Genomic DNA, 22,346 nt, shown 5'->3' with positions numbered 1-22,346 from the left:
GCGCCCGACGCGGGCCCCGCAGCCCGAACGAGGGGGTGTGCGGTGACTCCGCTGGGGCTGAGCGTCGCGTCGTGGCTGTGGATCGCCGTTCTGGCGGCGGGTGTGTTCTGGGCGGTCGCGGTGCCGGGGATGCCCACCACGGAGTACCGGATCAGGACGGCCCTGGCTCCCGTCGTCGGGGCGCTCACCGCCTTCGCCTACTACCGCGTGGGGCACCAGGAGCCTGCCACCGTGATCGTGTTCTACACGACTGCGCTGCTGGCGTTCGCGGCGGGCATGATCGGCCACCGCAGGGAGCTGGCACGACGGTTGATGGAGGCGAAGCGCAAGGGCGAGCCGGAGGACGCCACCTGGTCGGTCGCCATGATGGCGCAGGTTCTCGTCTCCCTCGTCGTGTTCTGCATCGCGGCGTTCTGGATCATCTGACAGCCGCATCCATTACTTTCTCAATCTGTATCAATTCGCTTTTCCAACAAGGGGGTTTACTCATGCGTTCCATCGCAAGGGCGGCCGTCATCGGCACCATCGTCGGCGCGGTCGCCGTGTCGGGCATCGTGGGGGCCGTCGCGGCCGACGGCGGTGCCGCGGTTGCCGCGGCGGCGTCGGCCGACACTCCGCCGCCGCCGGCCGTGGAGGACTTCGCCTACCCGGGCGCGGACCAGATCTTCAAGGACCGCGGCATCAAGCTGAAGAGCGGCGACGGCAACATCATCCTCGCCGCGACCTGCTCGCCCGGCATGCTGGAGATCGACGCCCGCCCGATCAACATCGGCCGGTACTGCTTCACCACCACGGGGGCGAGCGGCCGGCTGAGCCTGGAACTGCCGTCGACCGTGGGCGTTAGCACCCCGGTCAACTACTCGGCGCGCGTGGTCCTGGTCACCGGCACCGAGACCAAGATCCAGGACCTGAAGCCGGGCACCTGGACCGGCGTGGGCGAGACCACCGACCCGCAGCAGCGCTCGTTCACCACGCTGGAGATCACCACCACCCTCGTCAAGTAGGGCTCCGGTCCAGCAGATCGACGTACTTTCCACTTCCGTAACGAGGAGTTCCATCGTGTTTCGCTCACGTCCGCGCGCCGCGTGGATGACGGGGATGCTCGCCTCGGCCGCCGTCGTCGGCAGCCTGGTGAGTGCCGGTACGGCCAACGCCCTGATCGGTGACAGCGTGCCGAACGGCACCTACGCGTTCACCACCAAGCTCGACATCGGCGGCCAGCGCTCGTGCACCGGTTCCCTGGTGGACCCGTACTGGGTGCTGACGGCGAGCAGCTGTTTCGCCGACGACCCGGCGCAGCCGCAGGCGCTGCAGGCCGGTGCGCCGAAGCTGAAGACGGTCGCGACGGTTGGACGCACCGACCTGACGACCAACGCCGGGTTCTCGTCCGAGGTGACGCAGCTGGTGCCGCGTGCCGACCGTGACCTGGTGCTGGTGAAGCTCGCTCAGCCCGCGCAGGGCATCCCCACCGTCAAGGTGGGCGCCGCGCCGACCGCCGGTGAGACCCTCACCGTGGCCGGCTACGGCCGCACCAAGGACGAGTGGGTGCCGAACACGCTGCACAGCGCCTCGTTCACCGTCCAGTCCTCGACCGCCACCACCGTCGCCGTCACCGGCAAGACGGCCGGCAAGGACGCGATCTGCAAGGGCGACACCGGCGGCCCGGCGCTGCGCGCCACGACAGGCGGCGGCGTGGAGCTGGCTGGCGTCAACAGCCTGTCCTGGCAGGGTGGTTGCCTCGGTTCCGGCGCGGAGACCCGGACCGGCGCGGTGGAGACCCGGGTGGACGACCTGGCGAGCTGGGTGTTCGACACCCGGCTGCACACGGCCTCGCTGAAGAACAACTACAGCGGCCTGTGCGCCTACGTGCCGTGGCAGACGCCGCAGGACATGGCCAACCTGGTCCAGGTCGGCTGCGACCGCCAGTACGTCGACCAGATCTGGGACCTCCAGAAGGTCGACGGCGGCTACTCGCTGCGCAACGTCAAGTCCAACAAGTGCGCCTACGTGCCGTGGCAGACGCCGAACAACGGCGCCGAGGTGGTCCAGATCTTCTGCGACCCGCAGTACGTCGACCAGGTGTGGAAGCTGGAGCCGGTGAGCGGCGGCGGCTACCAGCTGCGCAACGTCAAGAGCAACAAGTGCATGACCGGCTGGTCGCGGGAGGCCGCAGCCGGTCAGAAGCTGACCCAGTTCGACTGCATCCCGGAGTACTCGGACCAGGTCTTCACGATCTGACGATACGTCATCATCGAGCGGCGTCCGGCAACCTCGCGTTGCCGGACGCCGTTTCGCTTGTGCCGGGTGTCAGTTGACGTAGATCAGCGGGCTGCCCGCAGCGGAGGTGTCGGTGACGGGGCCGTACGTGGCGGTGAAGTAGCCGGTCGAGGAGCACAGGCTCGAACCGGAGCTGAGGCCGAACGGCTGGGCGGCGAAGCCGATGCTGTTGTCGGTGTTGGAGGTGGTGCCGGAGATGCTGGCCGCCTGCTGGTAGACGCAGCTGACGCTGCCCAGGATGGTGTTGAGCACCACCGTGGTCTGCATCGGGCCGGCCGCGCCGGGCGCGAGGGTGACCGGGCTGCCGGGGCCGTCGCCGACGGTGTTGGTGTAGGACAGGTTGTCGACGGTGATGCTCTGGACGCCGGTGACGCCCATGACGTTGGACGTGCAGGAGTCGAAGGTCTGGGTGTTGAGCTGCTCGACGGCGTTGCCGGGTGCGGCCGGGTTGTCGGTGACCGTGGCGGAGAACGAGGAGACGGCGCAGCTGATGCCCTTGGTGCTGGTGGCGCTGTCGTAGAAGGTGGCGGACGTGCCGGGCAGCAGGCTGGCGGTGAGGACGTCGCCGACGGTCGCGGCCGGGCCGCCGAGGCTGCCGGTGGTCAGGACGGCGGAGGCGTCGGCCCGGGCGGGGCCGACGGCGGTGGCGGCGAGGGCGAGTGCGGCGAGGGCTGCGGTTCCTAGGGTGCGGCGGATGCGCATGAGGGTGTCTCTCTCCGTGCGGAGTCGGGTGGGGGTTTCCGCCCGCCGTGGGTGTGGTGGAGCGCGCGGCGGGGGAGGGTGCGGGCATGGCGGGTGCGGTTCTCCGCGAACCACGGCGCGGCGGGCCCGGCGCCACGGGCCCGCTCTGCGGCGGAGGTGTGCGCGGTGCAGTGGGGTGCCGGCCGGCGGCTGCCACCGCCGGGCGAGCGTCCGCCGTGGTCCCGGAGCCCGGGATGGCGTAGTCGGCCGTCGGGCCCTGGAGGTTCCCCGGGTCGCCCACCGATTGGAAACCTGCCAGTGTTGTAAACCCGTTGTTGCGTCAATGTCAAGGCAGAAAGCGGGAGTTGGTGATGGAGGGAAATTCCTTCGGGGGTGCCGACGTGGTCCTGCTGCCGGGCGCGCGGACCGGCCGCGACCCGGCCCGTTCGATCAAGCGCGGCCCCAGCCGGCTGCCCCCGGACGTGGTCGCCGCGACGCAGCGCGAGCGGCTGCTCGACGGGCTGGTCCACACCGTCGCCGAACACGGCTACCAGCATGCGACGGTCAGCGACATCTGCCGCGCCGCCGGGGTGACCAGGCCGGTGTTCTACGAGCTGTTCAGCGGCAAGGAAGACGCCTTCCTGGCCGCCCACCGGCACGGCACCGGGGTGGTGATCCGGCGGATGGCGGCGGCCTTCGCGGTCGAGCCGGACTGGTGCACGGGCATTCGGCAGGCGCTCGACGCGATGCTCCGGCTGCTGGCCGGCGTACCGGCGTTCGCGACCATGGCGGTGATCGAGATCGAGGCGGTCGGCCCGGCCGGGCGGCGGGAGCGCGATCAACTCCTCAAGAAGTTCCGGGCGTTCTTCGCCGAGGTGCCGCAACTGCCGGGCGGGATCGAGGTGGAGGCCGTGGTCGACGCGGTGGTGGGCGGCGTCTACAGCGCGGTGTACCGGCAGGTGGGCTCCGGCAGGACGGGCGAACTCGAGGATCTTCTGCCGGTGTTGAGCCTGTTCTGTCTCGCGCCCTTCCTCGGGCCGGCCGAGGCCGGCCGTCGCCTGGGTCTCGCGGACGGATGAATTCCGAACGCGGGAAACAAAACTGACGAACAGTCAAGATCCATGGCCGGTTGGTGAAGATCCTTCGTGCACCCGTATTGACCCGGCCGATACCGAGCAGTAGCTTCTCGGTTATTCCACCCGCGGTCCGACCACCGTTCCCGTCCCGCTGCCGAGGGACGGGCGACCGGCCCGGCCGTGGAACGCTGTCCGCGCCAGGACGACGTGCCAGTGCCTGCCCGTCCCAACCCACCCACAGGGAGCACACATGGCCATGTCCGAGGAGGCCGCCGCGGCGGCCGAGGCACCCGACACACCGCCCGGGCCGAGAAGAGGACGTGTCCGTCTGAAGCGCACCGCGCTGATGGCCGTCCCGGCCGTCGTCGCCGGGGGCGTCCTGATGACGCTCACCGCACAGGGCGTGCTCGCCGCGAACTTCGCCATCTCCGGCATGCCGTTCACGATCACCGCCGACAAGCTCGACGGCAAGGGCTTCGAGCAGTTCGGCAGCCTGGACCACATGATCCCGAAGAGCCCCAACCAGGGGAACACCGGCGGTCAGGTGCTGGTCGCGGTGTCGGCGATCAAGAACGCCGAGATCACCAACCTCTGCCAGAGCGTCGACCTCGGCGGCATCAACCTGGTGATCCACGCGGGCGACGCCGGCACGCCGGTCAGCGCGCAGGACCTGACGACCGACTCCGACCTGCTCTCCGGCGACGCGTCGTTCAACAACATCGAGATCGGCGGGGACGCCAGCACCTACACCAAGGCCGGGGTCAAGGGGAACCCGGGCGTCTTCGGGCAGCAGGCCGACACCGTCACCATGACCCACGTCAGGCAGCACAACTACGCCAGCACGGCGGTGCAGTTCAAGCTGCCCAACCTGAAGCTGAGCTTCAGCTCGAAGGGCTGCTAGTGGCCGAGCCCGAGTCGCCTCCCGCAGGCTCCGGCGGCCCCGGTGCCTCCGACGGCGCCGGCAACTCAGGCGGCTCCGGCAGGGGAGAGGCCGTGGGGACGGCCGCCACCCCCGTCGCGGCAGCCGTCGGTCCCGCGCACGCCAGTTCGGTCGAGCGACGGGACTGGCGGGGACGGCGACCCTTCTGGGGCGGACTGGTGGTGCTGCTGGGCGGCGCCGAGATCCTGTTCACCCTGCGGGCGCCGCTGCCGGTCGTCCTGCACATCGGGATGCAGGGGCTGGCCGGCTACCTCGTCCCGACGGTGATGGTGCTGTGCGGCCTGCTGATCCTGTTCAACCCGGCGCAGCGGCTGTTCTACTCGATCATGGCCCTGCTCGCGTCGCTGGCCAGCTGGGTGACGTCCAACCTGGGCGGCTTCCTGTTCGGCATGCTGTGGGGCGTGATCGGTGCCTGCCTCACCTTCGGCTGGGTGCCCGACCAACCGCTCAGACGCGGCCGGGCGCGCCGGGAGGAACGGCGTGAGGAACGCCGGGCCCGGCACGGCAAGGCAGCCGGCCCGGCCGGCGCATGACGGCGGCGCCCCGCCCCCGGTGAAGGGAGAGCACCGGGGGCGGGGCGCCGCGTTCACTGCCGCAGTGTGTCCGACGTGGCGCGGACAGGCGGGCGCAGATCAGATCGTCGAGACGTCGATCACGAACCGGTACCGGACGTCGCTCGCCAGCACCCGTTCGTACGCCTCGTTGATCTGGTCGGCGCGGATCAGCTCGATCTCCGCGGTGATGCCGTGCTCGCCGCAGAAGTCCAGCATCTCCTGGGTCTCCGGCAGCCCGCCGATCATCGAGCCGGACAGCGACCGGCGGCCGACGAGCAGCGCGTGCGCGTTCACCGTGACGGGCTTCTCCGGTGCGCCGACCTGGACCATCGTGCCGTCGGCGCGCAGCAGCCCGAGGTAGGCGCTGAGGTCGAGGTCGGCCGAGACGGTGTTGACGATCAGGTCGAAGGTGCCGGCCAGCTCGGTGAAGGTGGCCGGGTCCGAGGTGGCCCGGTAGTGGTCGGCGCCCAGCTTCAGCCCGTCCTCGCGCTTGCGCAGCGACTGGCTGAGCACGGTGACCTCCGCGCCCTTGGCGTGGGCGATCTTGACGCCCATGTGGCCGAGTCCGCCGAGGCCGACGATCGCGACCTTCTTGCCCGGGCCCGCGCCCCAGTGGGAGAGCGGCGAGTAGAGGGTGATCCCGGCGCACAGCAGCGGGGCGGCGGCGTCCAGCGGCAGGTTGTCGGGGATGCGCAGCGCGTAGCCCTCGTCGATCACCAGCTGGGTGGAGTAGCCGCCGTAGGTGGGCTCGCCGTCGCGGCCGATGGCGTTGTAGGTGAAGGTGGCGCCGCCGTCACCGGTGCAGTACTGCTGGAGGCCGGCCCGGCAGTTGTCGCACTCCCGGCAGGAGTCGACGAAGCAGCCGACTCCGACCCGGTCCCCGACCTTCCAGCGGGTGACGCCGGGGCCGACCTCGCTCACCACGCCGGCGATCTCGTGGCCCGGCACCATCGGGAAGATGCCGGTGCCCCAGTCCTCGCCGACCTGGTGGATGTCGGAGTGGCAGATGCCGGCGAACTCGATGTCGATCAGGATGTCGTGCTCGCCCACCGCGCGGCGGGGCACCGTGGTCTTCTGCAGCGGGGACTTCGGGGTGAGCGCCGCGTAGGCGGCGACCGTGCGGGTGGTACCGGCGTTCGTGTCGTTCGTGATGCCCGTGTTCGTGATGCCCGTGTTCGTCATGTCCTCAAGGCTGCGCCGGGCCGGAGCGGCCAACCAGACCAAGGATCAACGTACGAAGCCGCAGCGTACGAGCCCCGAACGTAGGAAAGCCGGGCGTACGGAACGCGAGCGTAGGAGAGCGGAACCTACGCACGGCAGTATCACGTTCGCGTACGCCCGGGCGGCCGATCGCCCGCATACTGCAGGCATGGACCAGCGCACCGAACTCAGCGAGTTCCTCCGTTCCCGCCGCGCCCGGCTGCGGCCCGAGGACGTGGGCCTGCCCGACCACGGGACCCGCCGCCGGGTGCCCGGCCTGCGCCGCGAGGAGCTGGCCCAGCTCGCCGGGGTCAGCACCGCTTACTACACCCGGCTCGAACAGGGCCACGGCGAGAACGTCTCCGCGGCCGTGCTGGACGCCATCGCCCGCGCCCTGCGGCTCGGCCCGGCCGAGCGCGACCACCTGGGCCGCCTCACCAAGCCCGCCCGCCGCCGCTCCGGCCGCGCGGCGGCCCGCGTGCAACAGGTCCGGCCCGCGCTCCAGCAGCTCCTGGACGCGATGGAGGGCGTGCCCGCCTACGTCCTGGGGCGGCGGCTGGACGTCATCGGCTGGAACCGGCTCGGCGCCGCCCTGCTCGGCGACTTCGGCGCGATGCCGCCGGAGCAGCGCAACATGGCCTGGCACGTCTTCCTCGACCCGGCCGCCCGCGAGCTGTACCAGCCCTGGGAGGGCAAGGCCGCCGACGTCGTCGGCATTCTGCGCCTGGACGCCGGCCGCGACCCGGACGATCCGAGGCTGGCCTCCCTGATCGGCGAACTCTCCGTCAAGAGCGAGGACTTCCGCCGCCTCTGGGCGGCCCACGGCATCCAGGACAAGGGCCACGGCACCAAGGAACTGCGCCACCCGGTGGTCGGCCGCCTCAGCCTCCAGTACGAGACCCTCCGCCCGGCGGGCGACCTCGAGCAGGTACTCGTCGCCTACCATGCCGCACCCGGCTCGACCTCCGCCGAATCCCTGCGCCTGCTGGCCAGTTGGGCGGCGACCGAACACCTTGCCGAGCCCGAGTCCCAGTCCGAGTCCGAGCCCGACGTGAAGCCTGCCGCGGAGGGTCGGGAAACTCCGTCGGAAACCTCGCGTTAGGCCCGATGGTCCCGGGTGCGGCCGGGGCCATCGGCCCTTCCGGGCGGTCGGCGGCAGGCGGTTGACTGGGCGGGTCATGGAGATCAGCAGCACCGCCGAATACGCATGGTGGCCGACGTCCGGTCCGGGCTCCTCGTAGCCGGCCTGCCGGTGGCCCAGGTCCGCTACGACCAGGCGCTCTACCGGTAGCAGTAGGAGTCCGAGGACGCGTCGCCGCCCGCGAGGTGCGTCTGGTGCACCCGCAGCCCCCGGAAGTCCGCGCCGTGCGGGAAGAACCGCTCGTCCACGGTCAGCCCGCCCGCCTCGGTGTCGGCGTCCAGCTTGACGATCCACGGCTCGATGCCGTCCGGGTAGAACTGGTCGTCCCAGGCCCCGTAGAGCGAGTTGGTGAGGTAGAGCCGCTTGCCGTCCCGGCTGATCTCCACCATCTGCGGCGCGCCGCTCAGCGGGCGCTCCGGCTCGGCGGGGTGCGGGGTGCGGGCGGCCACCCCGCCGAGCCGCACCGAGGCGGTCCGCCGGGGGTGGAACGGGTCGGACACGTCGTACTGGAACAGCTCGCCGGTGCCCCACGCGGACACGTACAGCCAGCGGTCGTCCACCGACAGGTTGATGTCGGTGACCAGCGGCGGCACGGCCTCGAACGGCTGGAGCGCGGGCGGCAGGCTCTCGGCCTTGGCCGGCTCGGCCGGTATCTCGATCACCTTGCGCGCGGTGAACGCCGCTCCGTCCCGGTACCAGAGCCACACCGAGGAGGAGAGGTCCTCGACGTTGGCCACCACGCCCGCGAACCCCCACTCCGCCTGCGGATCGTGCGCCGGGCGCAGCTCCAGCACCATCTGGTGCTGGTCGCCGAGGTCGACCCGCTGGAGGTGCCGGCCCGAGTCCAGCTCCCAGAAGTGCAGCGCGTGCCCGTACTCGCGCCGCAGCAGCAGCTCCGGCCGCACCCCGTCCTCGACCATCCACGGCGTGCCCCACTCGCTGGTGACGCCCACGTTCGTCCCCAGGTGCCACCACACGTCGTACGCGAAGTGCTGCGGCCCGCGCTCGGTCTCCCACGCGCGCAGCACGTCGAAGGTGGTGTGGTCGAGCAGCGCCACCCCGCCCGGCCCGTCCGAGCCGTCCCCGCTCCCCAGGCACGACAGGAACACCCCGTCCGGCCCGCAGTGCAGCGTGTGCGGCCGCGAGTACCCGGCCCGCGCCGCCAGCTCCTCCGCCGACACCGTCTTCACCAGCCTCGGCCGCACCGGATCCGGCCGGGTGTCCATCACGTGCAACCGCGACGACCGCAGCCCCGGCAGCAGCAGGAACCGCCGCTCCGGGTTCTCGTGGCAGGCGTGCGCCAGCGCGCTGGAGCAGGCGTTCCACCCGAAGTGGTGCAACTCATCGCCCAGCGTCGGCAGTTCGGCGAAGTTTAGCACCTTCCCGTAACTCGCCGACGCCGGATCGGTGTCCACCGTGAGCAAGGCGTCCGGCCGTCGCCCCGCCCGGTCGAACCCGGCGACGTACGCCAGCCTCTCCGGCGGCGCGGCCATCGCGTCGGTGGCCGAGCGGTAGAGCGACGGATCGGTGTGCGCTGTCTCCTGACCATGCCCGTGTGGCATCGCGGACTCCTCAACTCGCCTTGCGGATACGGGGAGTGACGTGCGTCCGGGTAGCGTTCCACACTCCCACCGGCGCACAGCAGGCGCACGGAGGGAGGTCCAGTGGTGCGGGTCACCGGGCCGGCGGCGCGCGGCGGACGGACGCCGCCGAGCGGAGGCGGGCTACCGGCCGGTATCGTCGGGGCTTCCGGATCGGAGCACCTGTCACGGCAGGTCGGAGCAGAGGTTGGGTGCGGCGGGCGATGGAGTTTCGGGAAGACGTGCTGGGTGCCCCCTACGAGGTCGTGGAGCTGCCGCTTCGGCCGGACGACGAGGGGGAGGTCCTCGCGACGCTCGTGCGGCGGCTGGTGCCCGGGTCGGACAAGGCCGTGCTGTACATCCACGGGTACAACGACTACTTCTTCCAGACCAACCTCGCGGACCACTTCGCCGGGCTCGGCTACTCCTTCTACGCGCTCGACCTGCGCAAGTACGGTCGCTCGCTGCGGCCGCACCAGTCGCCGAACTTCGTGCGCGACCTCGCCGAGTACGACGAGGAGATCGACGAGGCGATGCGGATCGTCCGCGAGGTCGACGGGCACCGGCAGGTGCTGCTGAACGGGCACTCAACCGGTGGGCTCGTCGGGGCGCTGTGGGCCGGGCGGCGTGCGGGGCGGGGGCTGATCGACGGGGTATTCCTGAACAGCCCGTTCCTGTCGATGCCGGTCGCGCCCGCGGTGGTGACGGTCAGCGGGCCGGCCGTCACCGCCATCGCGCGGTTCGCGCCGACCCGGGTGCTGCCCTCGACGATGAACCCGCACTACACGCACAGCCTGCACAAGGACCACCGCGGCGAGTGGGACTTCGACCTGAAGCTCAAGCCCGCCGAGGGGTTCCCGCTGTTCGCCGGGTGGCTTTCGGCCATCCACCAGGGACACCGGCAGGTACGGCGCGGGCTCGGGATCGACGTCCCCGTGCTGCTGATGGCGTCCACCGCCTCGATCTCCACCACCAAGTGGCACAACGCCCTGCACCACGCCGACGGCGTGCTGCGCGCCGACGACATCGCCGCACAGGCGCCGCGCCTGGGCCGGCACGTCACCGTCGTCCGGATCAAGGGCGGCATGCACGACCTCGTCCTCTCCGGCGAGGCCGCCCGCACCCAGGTCTTCGACGAGCTGAACCGCTGGCTCGCCGCGTACGTGGACGTCGAGGCGACGGCGTGACCGACGAGCGGGTGCCGGTCGGGCGGCAGACGGACCTCGGGTTCGCCAAGCTGATGCCCGACGTCGACCGCGACGGCGGCTGGCTGCTCACCCTCGACGGCACCCCGCAGTCCTACGTCGACCTCTCCGACCCGACCCACCTGGAGTTCGAGTACACCCGCCGCCTCGGCCACCTCGCCGACGCGCTCGCCCCCGCCGGCCAGCCGCTCGACGTCCTGCACCTCGGTGGCGGCGCCCTCACCGTGCCCCGGTACATCGCCGCCACCCGCCCCGGCTCGCGGCAGCGGGTCGTCGAGGTGGACGGGCCGCTGCTCGCCCTCGTCGAGGAGCACCTGCCCTGGCAGGGGCCCGGCGTGGACATCACGGCGACGGTCGGGGACGCCCGCGCCGTCCTCGCCGAGGTGCCCGGCGGCTCGCTGGACCTGGTGATCGCCGACGTCTTCCGCGGCTCGCGCACCCCCGCGCACCTCACCTCGGTGGAGTTCGTGCGTCTGGCCGCAGCCGCGCTGCGCCCCGGCGGCTGCTACGTGGCCAACCTCGCCGACGGCCCGCCGCTGGCCTTCGCCCGGGCCCAGGCGGCGACGCTGCGGGCCGTGCTCCCGGAGGTCTGCCTGATCGCCGAGGCGCCGGTGCTGCGCGGCCGCCGGTACGGCAACATCCTGCTGGCCGGTTCGACCGCCCCGCTGCCGGTCGCGGAGCTGTCCCGGCTGCTGGCCGCGGACATCTTCCCGGCCCGGCTGACCGAGGGTGCCGACCTGGCCGCGCTCGTCGGCCGGGTGACGCCGGTCACGGACGCGGACGCCACCGACTCCCCGCCGCCCCCGGACGGCGCGTTCAGCGTCGGGTGAACTCTCCGGGGTGTCGGGATCGGCGGTCCTTCCGCGCCCAGGTCCGGCGGCGCCCCGCTCCCGGCCGCGCCGCGCGTCGGCCCGGGCCCCGGCCCGTCCCGGGTGGCAGAATCGGCGGGTTCATACGGAGCACGGATCACCGGGCACGTCCGAGGGAGAGGGAGAGCGCGATGAGCGGCGGGGAGCGGCCGGAGCTGGGGGAGGTGCCGGAGACGGCCCTGTGGACGCTGTGGCACCGGGCGCTGGAGGCACGGCGGCCGGACACCGTCCTGCACGATCCGAAGGCCGTCGAACTGGTCGGGCGGATCGACTTCCCCTTCGAGGAGCGGTTCGGCCACGGCGCCCTCGCGTCGCAGCTCCAGGCACTGCGGGCGGCCTGCTTCGACCGCGAGGTCGCCGACTTCCTGGCCCGCAACCCGCGCGGCACGGTCGTCTGCCTCGGCGAGGGCCTGGAGACCCAGGCCTGGCGCGTCGACAACGGCCGCGCCCGCTGGCTGACCGTCGACTTGCCGGAGGTCGCCGCGCTCCGCGAGCGCCTGCTGCCGCCCGACGAGCGGCACCGGATCTTCCCCTGCTCGGCCACCGACCCGCGCTGGATGGACGAGGTGGACCCGGCCCAGGGCGTGCTGATCAGCACCCAGGGGCTGCTGATGTACCTGCGGCCCACCGAGGTCCGGGCGCTCATCGCGGCCTGCGCCGAGCGCTTCCCCGGCGCGTCGTTCGTCCTCGACGCGGTGCCGCGCTGGTTCAGCGCCCGGGCCACGCAGGGCAGGCTGCGCGACCGGCACTACCAGGCGCCGCCGATGCCGTTCGGCATGAACGCGGACGAGCACGGCAAGCTGGCCACCGCCCACCCGGCGGTCACCGGCGTCCGCGAGGTGTATCCGGAGGGCGGCCGGGGTCTCGTCCGGGTGCTGCTGCCGCTCGTCGCCCGCCTGAACGCCCGGCCGTCCGTGGTCGCACTGCGCTTTGCCTAGACTTGGGATTCGATGGGCCGGGCCGGAACCACCGCCGGGCGCCGTACGTCCTATGGCCGGGTGCCGTACGTCGTAAGGCCAGGTGAGGACCAGGCGATCGGCGGGGGGAACGGGCCCGCCGGGCACGTTAGGCTGCCTGGACGAGGGGGAGCGGCCCGGAGCCGCATCGGACGACCGCCGGGACGGGCGCGCCGCTGAGGGCCGCGCCCGTCCCGTCCTGCCACGGAGGTACTGGCCTTGCACATCGACGCCTGGATCGAGAGCGTCCCGCCGGGCGCGGTCTACGGCCTGGTCGGCCTGATCATCGGACTGGAGTCGCTGGGCATCCCACTGCCCGGCGAGATCGCCCTGGTGACGGCGGCGCTGATGTCGGTCAAGGGCGTGGTGAGCCCGTACGGCATCGCGGGGGTGGCGATCGCCGGCGCGATCGTCGGCGACTCCATCGGCTACTCGATCGGACGCAAGGGCGGCAAGCCGCTGTTCGAGAAGCTCGGACGGAGGTTCCCGAAGCACTTCGGGCCGGCCCACCTGGCCACCGCCGAGCGGTCGTTCCAGAAGTGGGGCATGTGGGCGGTCTTCTTCGGCCGGTTCATCGCGCTGCTGCGCATCTTCGCCGGACCGCTCGCGGGCGCGCTGAAGATGCCGTACTGGAAGTTCCTGATCGCCAACGTGCTGGGCGGCGTCATCTGGGCCGGCGGTACGACACTGCTGGTCTACAAGGTCGGCAAGAGCATCGAGCCGTGGCTGTCCCGGTTCTCGTGGGCCGGTCTGCTGGCCGCCCTGCTGGTCGGCGGCGCGTCGGCCTGGATCATGAAGCGCCGCGCCGCCAAGGCGCACGCCGAGCAGGAGGCCTCCGAGGCCGTCGCCGTCAAGGAGCCGGTCGCGGACTGACGGCCCGTCGGCTGCGTGTCGTAGCATCGGCGGGCAACCGTCGATCAAGCACCGTACTGGAGGCCAAGATGACGCAGCCGACCTGGGACGCCGTGGACGCGTACTTCTCCGACAAGCTGGTCGGGCACGACCCGGCGCTGGAGGCCGCGTCCGCCGCCGCCGACGCGGCCGGCCTGCCGCACATCGCCGTCGCCCCTAACCAGGGCAAGCTGCTGCACCTGATCGCCCTCACCGCCGGGGCCCGGCGGATCCTGGAGGTCGGCACGCTCGGCGGCTACAGCGCGATCTGGCTCGCCCGCGCGCTGCCCGCCGACGGCACGCTGATCACCCTGGAGATCGACCCGAAGCACGCCGAGGTCGCCCGGCAGAACCTGGCGAACGCCGGACTGGACAAGGTGGCGGAGGTCCGGCTCGGCCGCGCCGCCGACTCGCTGGCCGCGCTGGCGGCGGAGGGCGTGGAGCCCTTCGACCTCGTCTTCATCGACGCCGACAAGGTGAGCAACCCCGAGTACTTCGCCTGGGCGCTGAAGCTGACCCGGCCGGGCTCGCTGATCATCGTGGACAACGTGGTGCGCGGCGGCGCCGTCGCGGACGCCGACACCACCGACCCGTCGGTGGTCGCCACCCGTAAGCTGCACGACGTGATCGCGGCCGAGCCGCGGGTCACCGCGACGTCGGTGCAGACCGTCGGCAGCAAGGGCTACGACGGCTTCACGCTGGCGCGCGTGCAGAGCTGAACTGTGTGGGAGACGGAGACACCGTGCGAATAGGACTGCTGGGCACCGGCCCCTGGGCGGAGCGGGTGCACGCACCCGTGCTCGCCGACCACCCCGGGCTGGAGTTCGCGGGCGTCTGGGGCCGGCGCCCCGAGGCCGCGACGGCGCTCGGTGCCGCGCACGGTGTCTCCGGCTACGCGGACCTGGACACACTGCTCTCCGAGGTGGACGCGGTCTCCATCGCGCTGCCGCCGTCCGTCCAGGCGGACCTCGCGGTGCGGGCCGCCGAGGCGGGGTGCCACCTGCTGCTGGACAAGCCGGTCGCGCTGACCGTCCCGGACGCGCGCCGGGTGGCGGAGGCCGTACGGGAGCACAAGGTCGCCTCGGTGGTCTTCTTCACCGTCCGTTTCGGCGGGGACCAGATCCCGTGGATCGAGCAGCAGGCGGCGCTGGGCGGCTGGTTCACCGGCCGCTCGGACTGGCTCGGCTCGGTGTTCGCCCCCGGCAGCAGCAGCCCGTACTCGGCCTCGCCGTGGCGGCAGGAGAAGGGCGCGCTGTGGGACGTCGGCCCGCACGCGCTGTCCGTCCTGCTGCCGGTGCTCGGCGACGCGACGCAGGTGACGGCCGTCGCCGGGCCGCTCGACACCCTCCACCTCGTGCTGCGCCACGCGGGCGGCGCGTCCAGCACCCTGGCGCTCAGCCTGACCACCCCCGTCGCGGGCGGCGGCACCGGCATGGAGATCCGCGGCGAGCACGGAGTCGCCCACCTCCCGGAACGCGGCGAGGGCCCGATCGCCGCCCTGCACCGCGCCCTGGACGCCCTCCACGAATCAGCCCGCACCGGTGAACCGCACCCCTGCGGCGCCGACTTCGGCCTGCGCGTGGTCGAGATCCTGGCCGCCGCCGAACGCTCCCTGGAGTCCGCCGGCCCGGTCGACGTCTGACGCCGCCGCTCCCGCCCGGGCGGGAGCGGCGGGCCGTGATCACAACTCGAGGCCGGGGCGGGACGCGGCCCACGAAGGGCTGTGGAACTCCTCGCGAAGGATGTCCATCAGCAACTCGTCCACCTCACGGCCCATCCAGGTGCCCGCGCGGCGCTGACGCCCCTGGTACGAGAAGCCAGCCCGTTCGTATGCTTTGACGGCGCTCACGTTGGGCTCCAGGACCTTGAGCCAGATGGCCCGGAGGCCGGCGAGGTTGAACCCCCAGTCGAGGGTCAGGCGGGTCGCCTCCACGGCGTACCTGTTGCCTCGGGCCTCGGGAGCGATGCCGAGGACGAACTCAGCAGTTTGCTTGCGGAAGTTGACGTTGAGGACCGACATACCGACGGGCGTGTTGTCTTCCAGTCGCACGACCTCGAACGCGCTGTGCGTGCGGTCCTGAGTGTTCCGCTCCCAACGGGCGCGCCTGGCCTCCAAGGTCGGGGGAAGCTGAGCCCCGTATCCGAGGACGGAGCCAGGGTCGGTCTCCCAGCGGTGGTACTCGGGCAACATGTCCGCCCGAGTGAGACCGAGGCCGAGCTTGTCGCCGGCCAGCACGATCTTCGGTTCGCTCAACGTCAACTCCTCCGCTGCGTCGTCAGGTCAGACGACGTTGCCATCGGAGCAACCCTTCTGGCATTGGCTGCATCCGTTGCCGCACTTCTTATCGAACTCGCAGTCAGCGGCACACATAGCCCAGAGCGCGTCGTCCACCAGGAACCCGCACTCCCGCATCACGGTCACCGTGTCGGCGATCGTAGTCCCGTTGCCGGGGCTCTCCTCGTCGGTCGGCACGTGGTGCATGAAGCGTCCCGCGATGTTGTTACAGAACTCGGAGTACTCGCGGGTGTGGAGGATGAACGTGTGCCACCCGATGTCCACCAGTGCGGACGGACCGAGTCCGATGGCGGGCCGCTGCGCGCAGGCTCCGAGGAACGCGAGAGCCTGGTCCATGACCTGCTCCGCGAGGGCGGTCTCCAACTTCTCGTCCTTGACGATGCGGGCGACCAACCGCCCGAACAGGCTCGGGTCCACGAGGGACCGGCCGGCGATCCGTTCCGTGGTCACAAGAATCACGAAAACTCCCTGTCTCTGCCGAGAACTGACGATGCCTCAGAGAGTAGGGAAGAGAGCGGGTGAGCCTCCACGAAGTTGCACGCGGTTGCACGACCTCACCCGATCGTGGCGCGAGCTCTGGCGATGAGCTCGCGGGCCGGCCTGCCGTGGACAGCGATCTTCGCGAGGTCGGCGAAGGCGCGGAGATAGGTCTCGATCTCCCCGGGAGCAGTCACGTTGATCTCGGCCGTCAACGTCTCAACAGCCACCAGCTCGTCGTCGAAGGCGTAGAACGCTTCGACCGGCCAGACTTTTCGCCGGGCGCGGAACGGGATGACCCCACAGAGACGTTCGGGCGAGACATCAGGCTCTCAAGATGATCAAGCTGACCGACCAGGGAGTCGTCGTCGCAGACCGCGTAGTACAGCACCGCCTCTTCCAGCAGAAGCGCGAACTGGTGATCACCCTCAACCACGACTCGCGAGCGATTCAGGCGCGCTTGGACTGCTTGCTCGACATCGTCGGGCATGCCCTGGAACCGGGTGATCGACTTCAGCAGGCCGGTCGCGTACGGGCCTGTCTGAGTCATTCCCGGCATCACGTTCGAGGCGTAGACGCGGAACCGTCGAGTCCGCTGATACAGCGGGGTGGTCTTCTGGTGCACGCGCGTCATCCCGTCGCGGTGCAGATCGCGCCACCGCACGTACATGGAATCCGCAGTGCGTGAGGCTGCGATCAGGTCCCGGGCTCGCTCGGGCACGCCGCAGGCGGTGCACCAAGCGCGAATGTCGTCGTCAGAGGCAACCGTGAGGCCGCGAGCGATCCGTGACGACTTGGACTTGTGCCACCCGCACAGTTCGGCCAGCTCCAGCCCCGTCTTACCGGCGTCCTTCCTGATTGCATCGAGTTGATCAGCAACGGCTTTCCGCGCTGCTTGAGCACTGGACAGTGGCGAGGAGGGCATGAGCTGACCGACTGCGCGAGCGGTCCTCAGACGGAGTACTTCTCGTGCGGAATTGCCCGGTCCCACACCGCCTCGAAGGCCGTGGAGCAGAACGCCGCCACGTTGGGGTCCGAGGTCTCGTCGGTGTGGACCCAGTGGCCGTCACCGTCGAAGACGTTGAACTGCACGAGCTTCCCGTCGAACAACCAGAAGTCGTTGCCCGGGAGCGCGAGGTCGCTGGCGTTACGCCTGGGCAGCCACCGGACCTCTTCGCCGCCGGCCACGTTGGTGAACGTGAACGAGTGCTCGTACCGGATGTACTCGCTCGCGGGCTCGGAGACGATCCGGGCGCGGCGGACGGCTACACCGGTGCCGGTGACTTCCTGAACCAGGTCAAGCCAGGGTCGCCACCACGACGACCGGTCCTCCGGATTGAGCCGGTGGCCCGCCTTCCACGCCTCGAATCCGTCGGTCTCATTCTCGACGGCGTAGACATCCCGCATCTCCAGGTGGAGCGCTGAGTGTTCGACCGATCGAATGAGGTCGGCAAAGCTAGCCAAGCTCTGAGACATTCAGCGCCTCCTTGAGGACCTTCGCCATGCGGGCGGGGATGCGGATCACCGTCTCATGATCGGGGATCGGCCCGGCGGCGAGAACCTGAGCCTCGGTCTCGGAGTCGATCTTCCAGCCTTGAATGATCAAGTCGGAGGTCTGCTCGTCCACGAAGATCGTCGGAGAGCCGTGATCACCCGACTTGTCGTCCTTGCCGATGAACCGTAGCTGCATGACGTCCTCCCCATGGAACTGGTTGCGCCTGGTGGGGCCATCGTGGCGGAACTGCGTACGGTCCGTCAGTTTTTTGGCCGGCATTACGTCAACTAGGTGATATCCGAAACACGGTGGTCAACTGGTCGGCCGGCGGTCGGTGGGGCGGCTTGGGGGGATGACGGGAGCGCGGAAGTCGCGGGGGCCGGTCCAGAGGGCGGGGACGGCGTCGCTGCGGCGGGCGAGTTCGTAGGCGAGGGCCTCGTAGTTGACGCGCCAGCCGTGGAAGTGGGGCCAGGCGTCCTCGACCGGGCGTTCGCGGGGGAAGCCGGCGGCGGTGATCATCGCGACGGCGCCGAGGTACTCGGTGTAGGTCAGGCGGATCGGGGTGGACGGGTCCGGGTCGGGGTCGAAGTCCACGCGCAGCGAGCGGGCGATGTCGCGCATCGCGGTGAACCCGGCGCGCAGCACCAGTCGGGCTTCGGGCGGGGCGGAGAACGGACAGAGCGAGAGGTGGATGGCGGCGGCGTCCATCACCGCGATCAGGCCGACCACCCAGCTGCGGTTGGGCTGAGGGGAGCGGAAGGAGAGCAGCACCGGGTAGTTGGAGTGGCTCTCGCCGATGTCCGCCGCCAGCCGCTCCCAGTCGCGGTAGAGCTGGGGGAGGGCGTTCTCGGTGTCGACGAGGGACTGGCGGGCGAGGAGTTCCGGGCCCCAGGCGGGTTCGCCGGCCCGGGACTGGAGGAGCGTGACCTCCGTCTCGCGCCGCTGGTAGGCGGCGTAGAGGGTCGGCAGGTAGGCGATCTGCAGGGCGATCACCAGGGGCCCGCTGGCGGCGGCGAAGAAGTCGATCACGGACAGACGCAGGCGGTTGCCACTGGCGAAGCCCAGGGTGAAGAGGCTGGATCCGGCCTCCCGGAAGGACACCGACCAGTCGAGTTCGGACGTGCCGTGAAGCAGAAGTGTGTACGCGAGCAGCATCCCGCCGAGCCACACCCCGAGCATTCCCAGCAGGACCAGGGGCGCCAGCCAGGTCAGCACCCGGTCCTGCGCGCGGTAGGTGCCGAACGGCGCCGCGGACAGCCGCAGCACGGTCCGGAGCGCCGCCCAGAGCCGGTGCACCATCGAGGAGTAAAGCCCGCGCGGCACGACCAGCGTGCGCAGGATGCTGCCGACGACGAGCACGAGCAGGAGCACGCCGGCCACGGTGTGGATCAACCTCATGCGGTCATTGTGGCGGTTGACCAGGTCAGGTGCGGCGTCGGGCGGCACCGGGCAACGCAAAGATGCCCCTCTCCTGGAATGGCGAGGGGCATCTCAGAGCAGCCCGCGCTCCGGCCGACGTGGGCCCGTCGGTGCCGTAGCTGTCCTTCGTCCGACGGCGACAGCGAGCTAAGCGGCGACGGGCAGGATGCGCAGGTACGCCTCGGCGGACGCGAGGATGTAGAAGCGCCTGATCCGGTGCGAGGATCCCGGGACGCGCAGGTACTCGTGTCGCTCGCGGTCCCAGATTCCCCAGCACTCCAGCAGGAGGAAGTGCGGGCTGCGGGAGTCGATCAGGCGGATCTCCTACGTGCTGGCCTGGATGGTGCTCATGACGCAACCTCCTTGGCCGGCGCGGGCTTTTGGTTCTTGCGCACCCACACCTCCGCCCTCTCGTACGAGTAGAACCGCAGCGGCTCGGGGCGCGGGGGGAGGGCCTTCACCAGGTGGCCGGTCTGGTGGTCGTGGATGACCCACACCGGGTACGAGGCGCCGTTGAGGGCGTCGGCGGGGACGATCCGGTAGCGACCGGTCACTGGCGGGTCACCTGGACGAAGCCGCCGGCCTTCTCGACCTGCCGGGCGAACTCGTGGTACTCGCCGTCGATCGGCGAGATGGTCGCCTTGCTCGGGACGAGGATCGCGCTGGCCTGCTTGTCCTTGATGCGCCGCAGGGCGACCTGGAGCTTCGCCCGGCGGTCCGGGGGCGTCTCCATGTCGTCGTCCACCACGGTCAGGGAGATGCCCCAGCCGAAGGCGAGGGCGTAGTCCTCGCAGCTCCGCATCTCCAGCTCGGGGAAGGTGGGGCCGATCCTGGGCAGGTAGATCACTGCCTGGAAGCTCTGGATGGAGCTGCTCAACTCCGGCTTGCTGCTTCGACTGTTGAGGGGCATGGGTGTCTCCATGGTTGCGCATAGCGTCCGGCTTCTCACCGGGTGTAGCCATGGTGGCGTGTTGCCCTTTACGATCGGAAGGCTTTCCCACTTGACAGTCTGTGCCGTGGGATTCAGGCGGCAATGGAGGTCTGATTATGCGTGAGACGGAGCTGGATCCGTCGGCATCCCCCCTTGCGGCCTTTGGCGCCCAACTTCGCAGGTCGCGCAAGGCGGCTGGCATGAGGCAGGCCCAGCTTGGGGCCCTGACGTCGTTGAGTGACAGTCAGATCTCGAACCTCGAAAGAGGTACACGCAGTCCCACACTTGACTGGGTCGTGGCCGCAGACCGGGCTCTCGGGACCGATGGAACGCTGGAACTGACGTACTGGACCCTCAGCGGCGGAGGATCTCTCCTGCAGGGCTTCCCGGAGTATGTGGCACATGAGTCCAAGGCTGCTGAGCTGCGACAGTTCGAACTCGGCGTTGTCCCTGGGCTGTTCCAGACCAGGGCCTATGCAGAGACGCTGGCGGCGGCCGATGTGCGACGAGGGGCCATTACGAAGGATGAGGCCCAGACGCGGGTCTCGTACCTGCTCACCCGTCAACAACGGCTCGTCGGCAAGGATGCGCCGCTCGTCCATGCGGTATTGGACGAGAGCTGCATTCGAAGGCTGGTGGGCGGCGCAGCCGTCATGCGGGAACAACTGGACCACTTGGCGGAGCTGTCCGAGCGCCCGAGGACTATCATCCAGGTAGCGCCCTTCTCGATGGGTGAGCGCAGGTCTCTCGCCCTGCCGGTGGTTCTGCTGACCATGCCTGATCGCAGCATGCTGGGGTACACGGAGTCGCAAGAGCGTGGTTTCCTCACCAGGGAATCTGAGACGGTCACGGCGTGGGCCAGGGACTACGATCGGCTCCAGGTGGGAGCCGGTTCGGATGTGGCGTCCCTCGAAATGATCCGCACAGCTCGGAAGGACCTCCGATCATGACCCGCACCGACCATGCAGCTCTGACCGGCGCCACCTGGGTCAAGTCCAGTTACAGCCAGAACGGCGGCAACTGCATCGAGGTAACCCCCGACTTGCCCGGCGTGATGCCTGTCCGTGACTCGAAGGATCCCGAGGGGTCTGTCCTCGTTTTCCCGATCGAAGCGTGGCGGTCCTTCGTCGCCGCGACCGTCGCCGGCGAGTTCGGCCACATCTGACCACAACCTTCCTCACGAACCCCCGGGCCCGCTGGGCCCGGGGGTTCGTTGCGTTCGGAGGGAAGCGGCGGGTGGCATTGACAGGGGGACCGCTCCGCTGAATGCTAAGCAAGCGCTTAGTCAATGAGGAGCAAGCCGAGGAGCCGCCCGATGCCCGAGACCCCCGCCGACCCGCCCGGCCTGGACCTGGCGCGGCTGCGTGCCCATCTGGACCGCGAGCTGCCCGGCGCCGTCCAGGGTCCGCTGCGGGCCGACCTCATCGAGGGGGGCCGGTCCAACCTCACGTACGTCCTCACCGACGGCGCCGCCCGCTGGGTGCTGCGCCGGCCCCCGCTCGGGCACGTCCTGGCCACCGCCCACGACATGGGCCGCGAGCACCGCGTCATGACCGCCCTGCGCGACACCGGCATGCCCGTACCGCGCACCCTGCTGTTGGACCCCGGCGCCGACGTCATCGGTGCCCCCTGGTACCTGATGGAGTACGTCCCCGGCACCGCCCACCGCGACGCCGCCGCGCTCGCCGCCTTCGGCGAGCAGCGCGTCCACGCCCTCGGCCGCCGCCTGGTCGACACCCTCGCCGCCTTGCACCGGATCGACCCGGCCGCCGTCGGCCTCGCCGACTTCGGCCGCCCCGACGGCTACCTGGAGCGCCAGCTGCGCCGCTGGTCGAAGCAGCTCGCCGCCTCCCACAGCCGTGACCTCCCTGAGCTCGACCGGCTGCACGGGCTGCTCGCCGAGCGCCTGCCCGTCTCGCCGGCGCCCGCCCTCGTGCACGGCGACTACCGGCTGGACAACGTCCTCATCGACCAGGTCGACGGCACCGACACGATCACCGCCGTGCTGGACTGGGAGATGTCCACCCTCGGCGACCCGCTCACCGACATCGGCCTGCTCGTGATGTACACCGAACTCGCGGGCGTCGGCGGCGGCATCATCCCCTCCGCCATGGCAGCACCCGGCTTCCCGTCCAGCGGCGAAATCGTCTCGTACTACGCCGAGCTGACGGGACGTCAGGCTGGAGACCTCGACTGGTACGTCGCCTTCGCCTCCTTCAAGCTCGCCGCCGTCGCCGAGGGCATCCACTACCGCTACCAGCAGGGCCGCACCCTCGGCGCCGGCTTCGAGCGGGCCGGCGAGATGGCCCCGATCCTCGCCCGGCACGGCCTGACCACCCTCAAGGAGCACTGACCACC

26 protein-coding genes and 1 pseudogene are annotated in these 22,346 nt (G+C 70.6%); 16 read left to right on the top strand and 11 right to left on the bottom strand.

Annotated features, from left to right (window positions below; genetic code table 11):
• Window positions 1–42 precede the first annotated feature (42 nt).
• From F7Q99_RS01305 to F7Q99_RS01295, 3 genes are all read left to right on the top strand, one after another.
• A complete protein-coding gene (locus F7Q99_RS01305) occupies window positions 43–426 on the top strand; it encodes a hypothetical protein (protein WP_153459685.1) in 384 nt (127 codons plus the stop codon).
• Between the two features lie 62 nt (window positions 427–488).
• Window positions 489–1,004, top strand: coding sequence for a hypothetical protein (locus tag F7Q99_RS01300; RefSeq protein WP_153459684.1), 516 nt, complete (start codon window positions 489–491; stop codon window positions 1,002–1,004).
• Window positions 1,005–1,059: 55 nt separating this feature from the next.
• Complete coding sequence (locus F7Q99_RS01295; RefSeq protein ID WP_153459683.1) at window positions 1,060–2,238, top strand: trypsin-like serine protease; 1,179 nt, start codon at window positions 1,060–1,062, stop codon at window positions 2,236–2,238.
• 69 nt (window positions 2,239–2,307) lie between these two features.
• On the opposite strand, the gene F7Q99_RS01290 is transcribed toward F7Q99_RS01295, so the two are convergent.
• Complete coding sequence (locus F7Q99_RS01290; protein WP_153459682.1) at window positions 2,308–2,979, bottom strand: Tat pathway signal sequence domain protein; 672 nt, start codon at window positions 2,977–2,979, stop codon at window positions 2,308–2,310.
• 350 nt (window positions 2,980–3,329) lie between these two features.
• Between F7Q99_RS01290 and F7Q99_RS01285 the strand changes: the two genes are divergently transcribed.
• From F7Q99_RS01285 to F7Q99_RS01275, 3 genes are all read left to right on the top strand, one after another.
• Window positions 3,330–4,037 (top strand): TetR/AcrR family transcriptional regulator, encoded by a 708-nt coding sequence (locus F7Q99_RS01285; RefSeq protein ID WP_153459681.1) that lies wholly within the window; start codon window positions 3,330–3,332, stop codon window positions 4,035–4,037.
• Between the two features lie 247 nt (window positions 4,038–4,284).
• Window positions 4,285–4,935 carry a DUF6230 family protein gene (locus tag F7Q99_RS01280; protein WP_153459680.1) on the top strand — a complete coding sequence of 217 codons (651 nt, stop codon included), beginning with the start codon at window positions 4,285–4,287 and terminating at the stop codon, window positions 4,933–4,935.
• 194 nt (window positions 4,936–5,129) lie between these two features.
• A complete protein-coding gene (locus F7Q99_RS01275) occupies window positions 5,130–5,507 on the top strand; it encodes a DUF6114 domain-containing protein (protein WP_153465672.1) in 378 nt (125 codons plus the stop codon).
• A gap of 99 nt (window positions 5,508–5,606) precedes the next feature.
• On the opposite strand, the gene F7Q99_RS01270 is transcribed toward F7Q99_RS01275, so the two are convergent.
• Window positions 5,607–6,710, bottom strand: a complete 1,104-nt coding sequence (locus F7Q99_RS01270) for an NAD(P)-dependent alcohol dehydrogenase (RefSeq protein WP_153459679.1) — start codon at window positions 6,708–6,710, stop codon at window positions 5,607–5,609.
• A 187-nt stretch (window positions 6,711–6,897) separates the two neighbouring features.
• Here F7Q99_RS01270 and F7Q99_RS01265 point away from each other — a divergent pair, with 187 nt between their 5' ends.
• Window positions 6,898–7,830 carry a helix-turn-helix domain-containing protein gene (locus F7Q99_RS01265; protein WP_153459678.1) on the top strand — a complete coding sequence of 311 codons (933 nt, stop codon included), beginning with the start codon at window positions 6,898–6,900 and terminating at the stop codon, window positions 7,828–7,830.
• Window positions 7,831–8,009: 179 nt separating this feature from the next.
• On the opposite strand, the gene F7Q99_RS01260 is transcribed toward F7Q99_RS01265, so the two are convergent.
• Window positions 8,010–9,431, bottom strand: coding sequence for a selenium-binding protein SBP56-related protein (locus F7Q99_RS01260; RefSeq protein ID WP_153459677.1), 1,422 nt, complete (start codon window positions 9,429–9,431; stop codon window positions 8,010–8,012).
• 242 nt (window positions 9,432–9,673) lie between these two features.
• Between F7Q99_RS01260 and F7Q99_RS01255 the strand changes: the two genes are divergently transcribed.
• The 6 genes from F7Q99_RS01255 (at window position 9,674) to F7Q99_RS01230 (ending at window position 15,012) form a co-directional block, all read left to right on the top strand.
• Complete coding sequence (locus F7Q99_RS01255; protein ID WP_153459676.1) at window positions 9,674–10,636, top strand: alpha/beta hydrolase; 963 nt, start codon at window positions 9,674–9,676, stop codon at window positions 10,634–10,636.
• 53 nt (window positions 10,637–10,689) lie between these two features.
• Window positions 10,690–11,484 carry a spermidine synthase gene (locus F7Q99_RS01250; RefSeq protein ID WP_153465671.1) on the top strand — a complete coding sequence of 265 codons (795 nt, stop codon included), beginning with the start codon at window positions 10,690–10,692 and terminating at the stop codon, window positions 11,482–11,484.
• 170 nt (window positions 11,485–11,654) lie between these two features.
• Window positions 11,655–12,461, top strand: a complete 807-nt coding sequence (locus F7Q99_RS01245) for a class I SAM-dependent methyltransferase (RefSeq protein WP_153459675.1) — start codon at window positions 11,655–11,657, stop codon at window positions 12,459–12,461.
• A 237-nt stretch (window positions 12,462–12,698) separates the two neighbouring features.
• The gene (locus F7Q99_RS01240) at window positions 12,699–13,352 is read left to right on the top strand and encodes a DedA family protein (protein WP_153459674.1); all 654 of its coding nucleotides are present in this window, start codon (window positions 12,699–12,701) and stop codon (window positions 13,350–13,352) included.
• Window positions 13,353–13,420: 68 nt separating this feature from the next.
• Window positions 13,421–14,089 (top strand): O-methyltransferase, encoded by a 669-nt coding sequence (locus F7Q99_RS01235; RefSeq protein WP_153459673.1) that lies wholly within the window; start codon window positions 13,421–13,423, stop codon window positions 14,087–14,089.
• A gap of 23 nt (window positions 14,090–14,112) precedes the next feature.
• Window positions 14,113–15,012 (top strand): Gfo/Idh/MocA family protein, encoded by a 900-nt coding sequence (locus F7Q99_RS01230; protein ID WP_326846128.1) that lies wholly within the window; start codon window positions 14,113–14,115, stop codon window positions 15,010–15,012.
• A 39-nt stretch (window positions 15,013–15,051) separates the two neighbouring features.
• On the opposite strand, the gene F7Q99_RS01225 is transcribed toward F7Q99_RS01230, so the two are convergent.
• The 8 genes and pseudogenes from F7Q99_RS01225 to F7Q99_RS01190 form a co-directional block, all read right to left on the bottom strand.
• A complete protein-coding gene (locus F7Q99_RS01225; RefSeq protein WP_153459671.1) occupies window positions 15,052–15,624 on the bottom strand; it encodes a GNAT family N-acetyltransferase in 573 nt (190 codons plus the stop codon).
• A 27-nt stretch (window positions 15,625–15,651) separates the two neighbouring features.
• Window positions 15,652–16,125, bottom strand: a complete 474-nt coding sequence (locus F7Q99_RS01220; RefSeq protein WP_195910968.1) for a glycine-rich domain-containing protein — start codon at window positions 16,123–16,125, stop codon at window positions 15,652–15,654.
• A 95-nt stretch (window positions 16,126–16,220) separates the two neighbouring features.
• Window positions 16,221–17,068: pseudogene (locus F7Q99_RS01215) on the bottom strand (helix-turn-helix domain-containing protein).
• A gap of 26 nt (window positions 17,069–17,094) precedes the next feature.
• Window positions 17,095–17,619, bottom strand: coding sequence for a DUF6879 family protein (locus F7Q99_RS01210; RefSeq protein WP_153459670.1), 525 nt, complete (start codon window positions 17,617–17,619; stop codon window positions 17,095–17,097).
• A complete protein-coding gene (locus tag F7Q99_RS01205) occupies window positions 17,600–17,833 on the bottom strand; it encodes a hypothetical protein (RefSeq protein ID WP_153459669.1) in 234 nt (77 codons plus the stop codon). Before F7Q99_RS01205 ends, F7Q99_RS01210 begins: the two co-directional genes overlap by 20 nt.
• A gap of 117 nt (window positions 17,834–17,950) precedes the next feature.
• Window positions 17,951–19,036 (bottom strand): hypothetical protein, encoded by a 1,086-nt coding sequence (locus F7Q99_RS01200; RefSeq protein ID WP_153459668.1) that lies wholly within the window; start codon window positions 19,034–19,036, stop codon window positions 17,951–17,953.
• Between the two features lie 368 nt (window positions 19,037–19,404).
• Window positions 19,405–19,611 carry a hypothetical protein gene (locus tag F7Q99_RS01195; RefSeq protein ID WP_153459667.1) on the bottom strand — a complete coding sequence of 69 codons (207 nt, stop codon included), beginning with the start codon at window positions 19,609–19,611 and terminating at the stop codon, window positions 19,405–19,407.
• The gene (locus F7Q99_RS01190; RefSeq protein ID WP_153459666.1) at window positions 19,608–19,967 is read right to left on the bottom strand and encodes a hypothetical protein; all 360 of its coding nucleotides are present in this window, start codon (window positions 19,965–19,967) and stop codon (window positions 19,608–19,610) included. The genes F7Q99_RS01195 and F7Q99_RS01190 overlap by 4 nt, the downstream gene beginning before the upstream one ends.
• Window positions 19,968–20,104: 137 nt before the next feature.
• On the opposite strand from F7Q99_RS01190, the gene F7Q99_RS01185 reads away from it, so the two are divergent.
• From F7Q99_RS01185 to F7Q99_RS01175, 3 genes are all read left to right on the top strand, one after another.
• Window positions 20,105–20,938 (top strand): helix-turn-helix domain-containing protein, encoded by an 834-nt coding sequence (locus F7Q99_RS01185; RefSeq protein WP_153459665.1) that lies wholly within the window; start codon window positions 20,105–20,107, stop codon window positions 20,936–20,938.
• Complete coding sequence (locus F7Q99_RS01180) at window positions 20,935–21,153, top strand: DUF397 domain-containing protein (RefSeq protein ID WP_153459664.1); 219 nt, start codon at window positions 20,935–20,937, stop codon at window positions 21,151–21,153. Before F7Q99_RS01185 ends, F7Q99_RS01180 begins: the two co-directional genes overlap by 4 nt.
• A 150-nt stretch (window positions 21,154–21,303) precedes the next feature.
• On the top strand, window positions 21,304–22,341 hold the full coding sequence (locus F7Q99_RS01175; protein WP_153459663.1) for a phosphotransferase family protein: 1,038 nt from the start codon (window positions 21,304–21,306) through the stop codon (window positions 22,339–22,341).
• Window positions 22,342–22,346: the final 5 nt, after the last annotated feature.

It is taken from the genome of Streptomyces kaniharaensis (assembly GCF_009569385.1).
Taxonomy (GTDB): Bacteria; Actinomycetota; Actinomycetes; order Streptomycetales; family Streptomycetaceae; genus Kitasatospora; species Kitasatospora kaniharaensis.
Note: the sequence above shows the minus strand (reverse complement) of the source record. Positions and strands in the feature narration are given on the sequence as shown.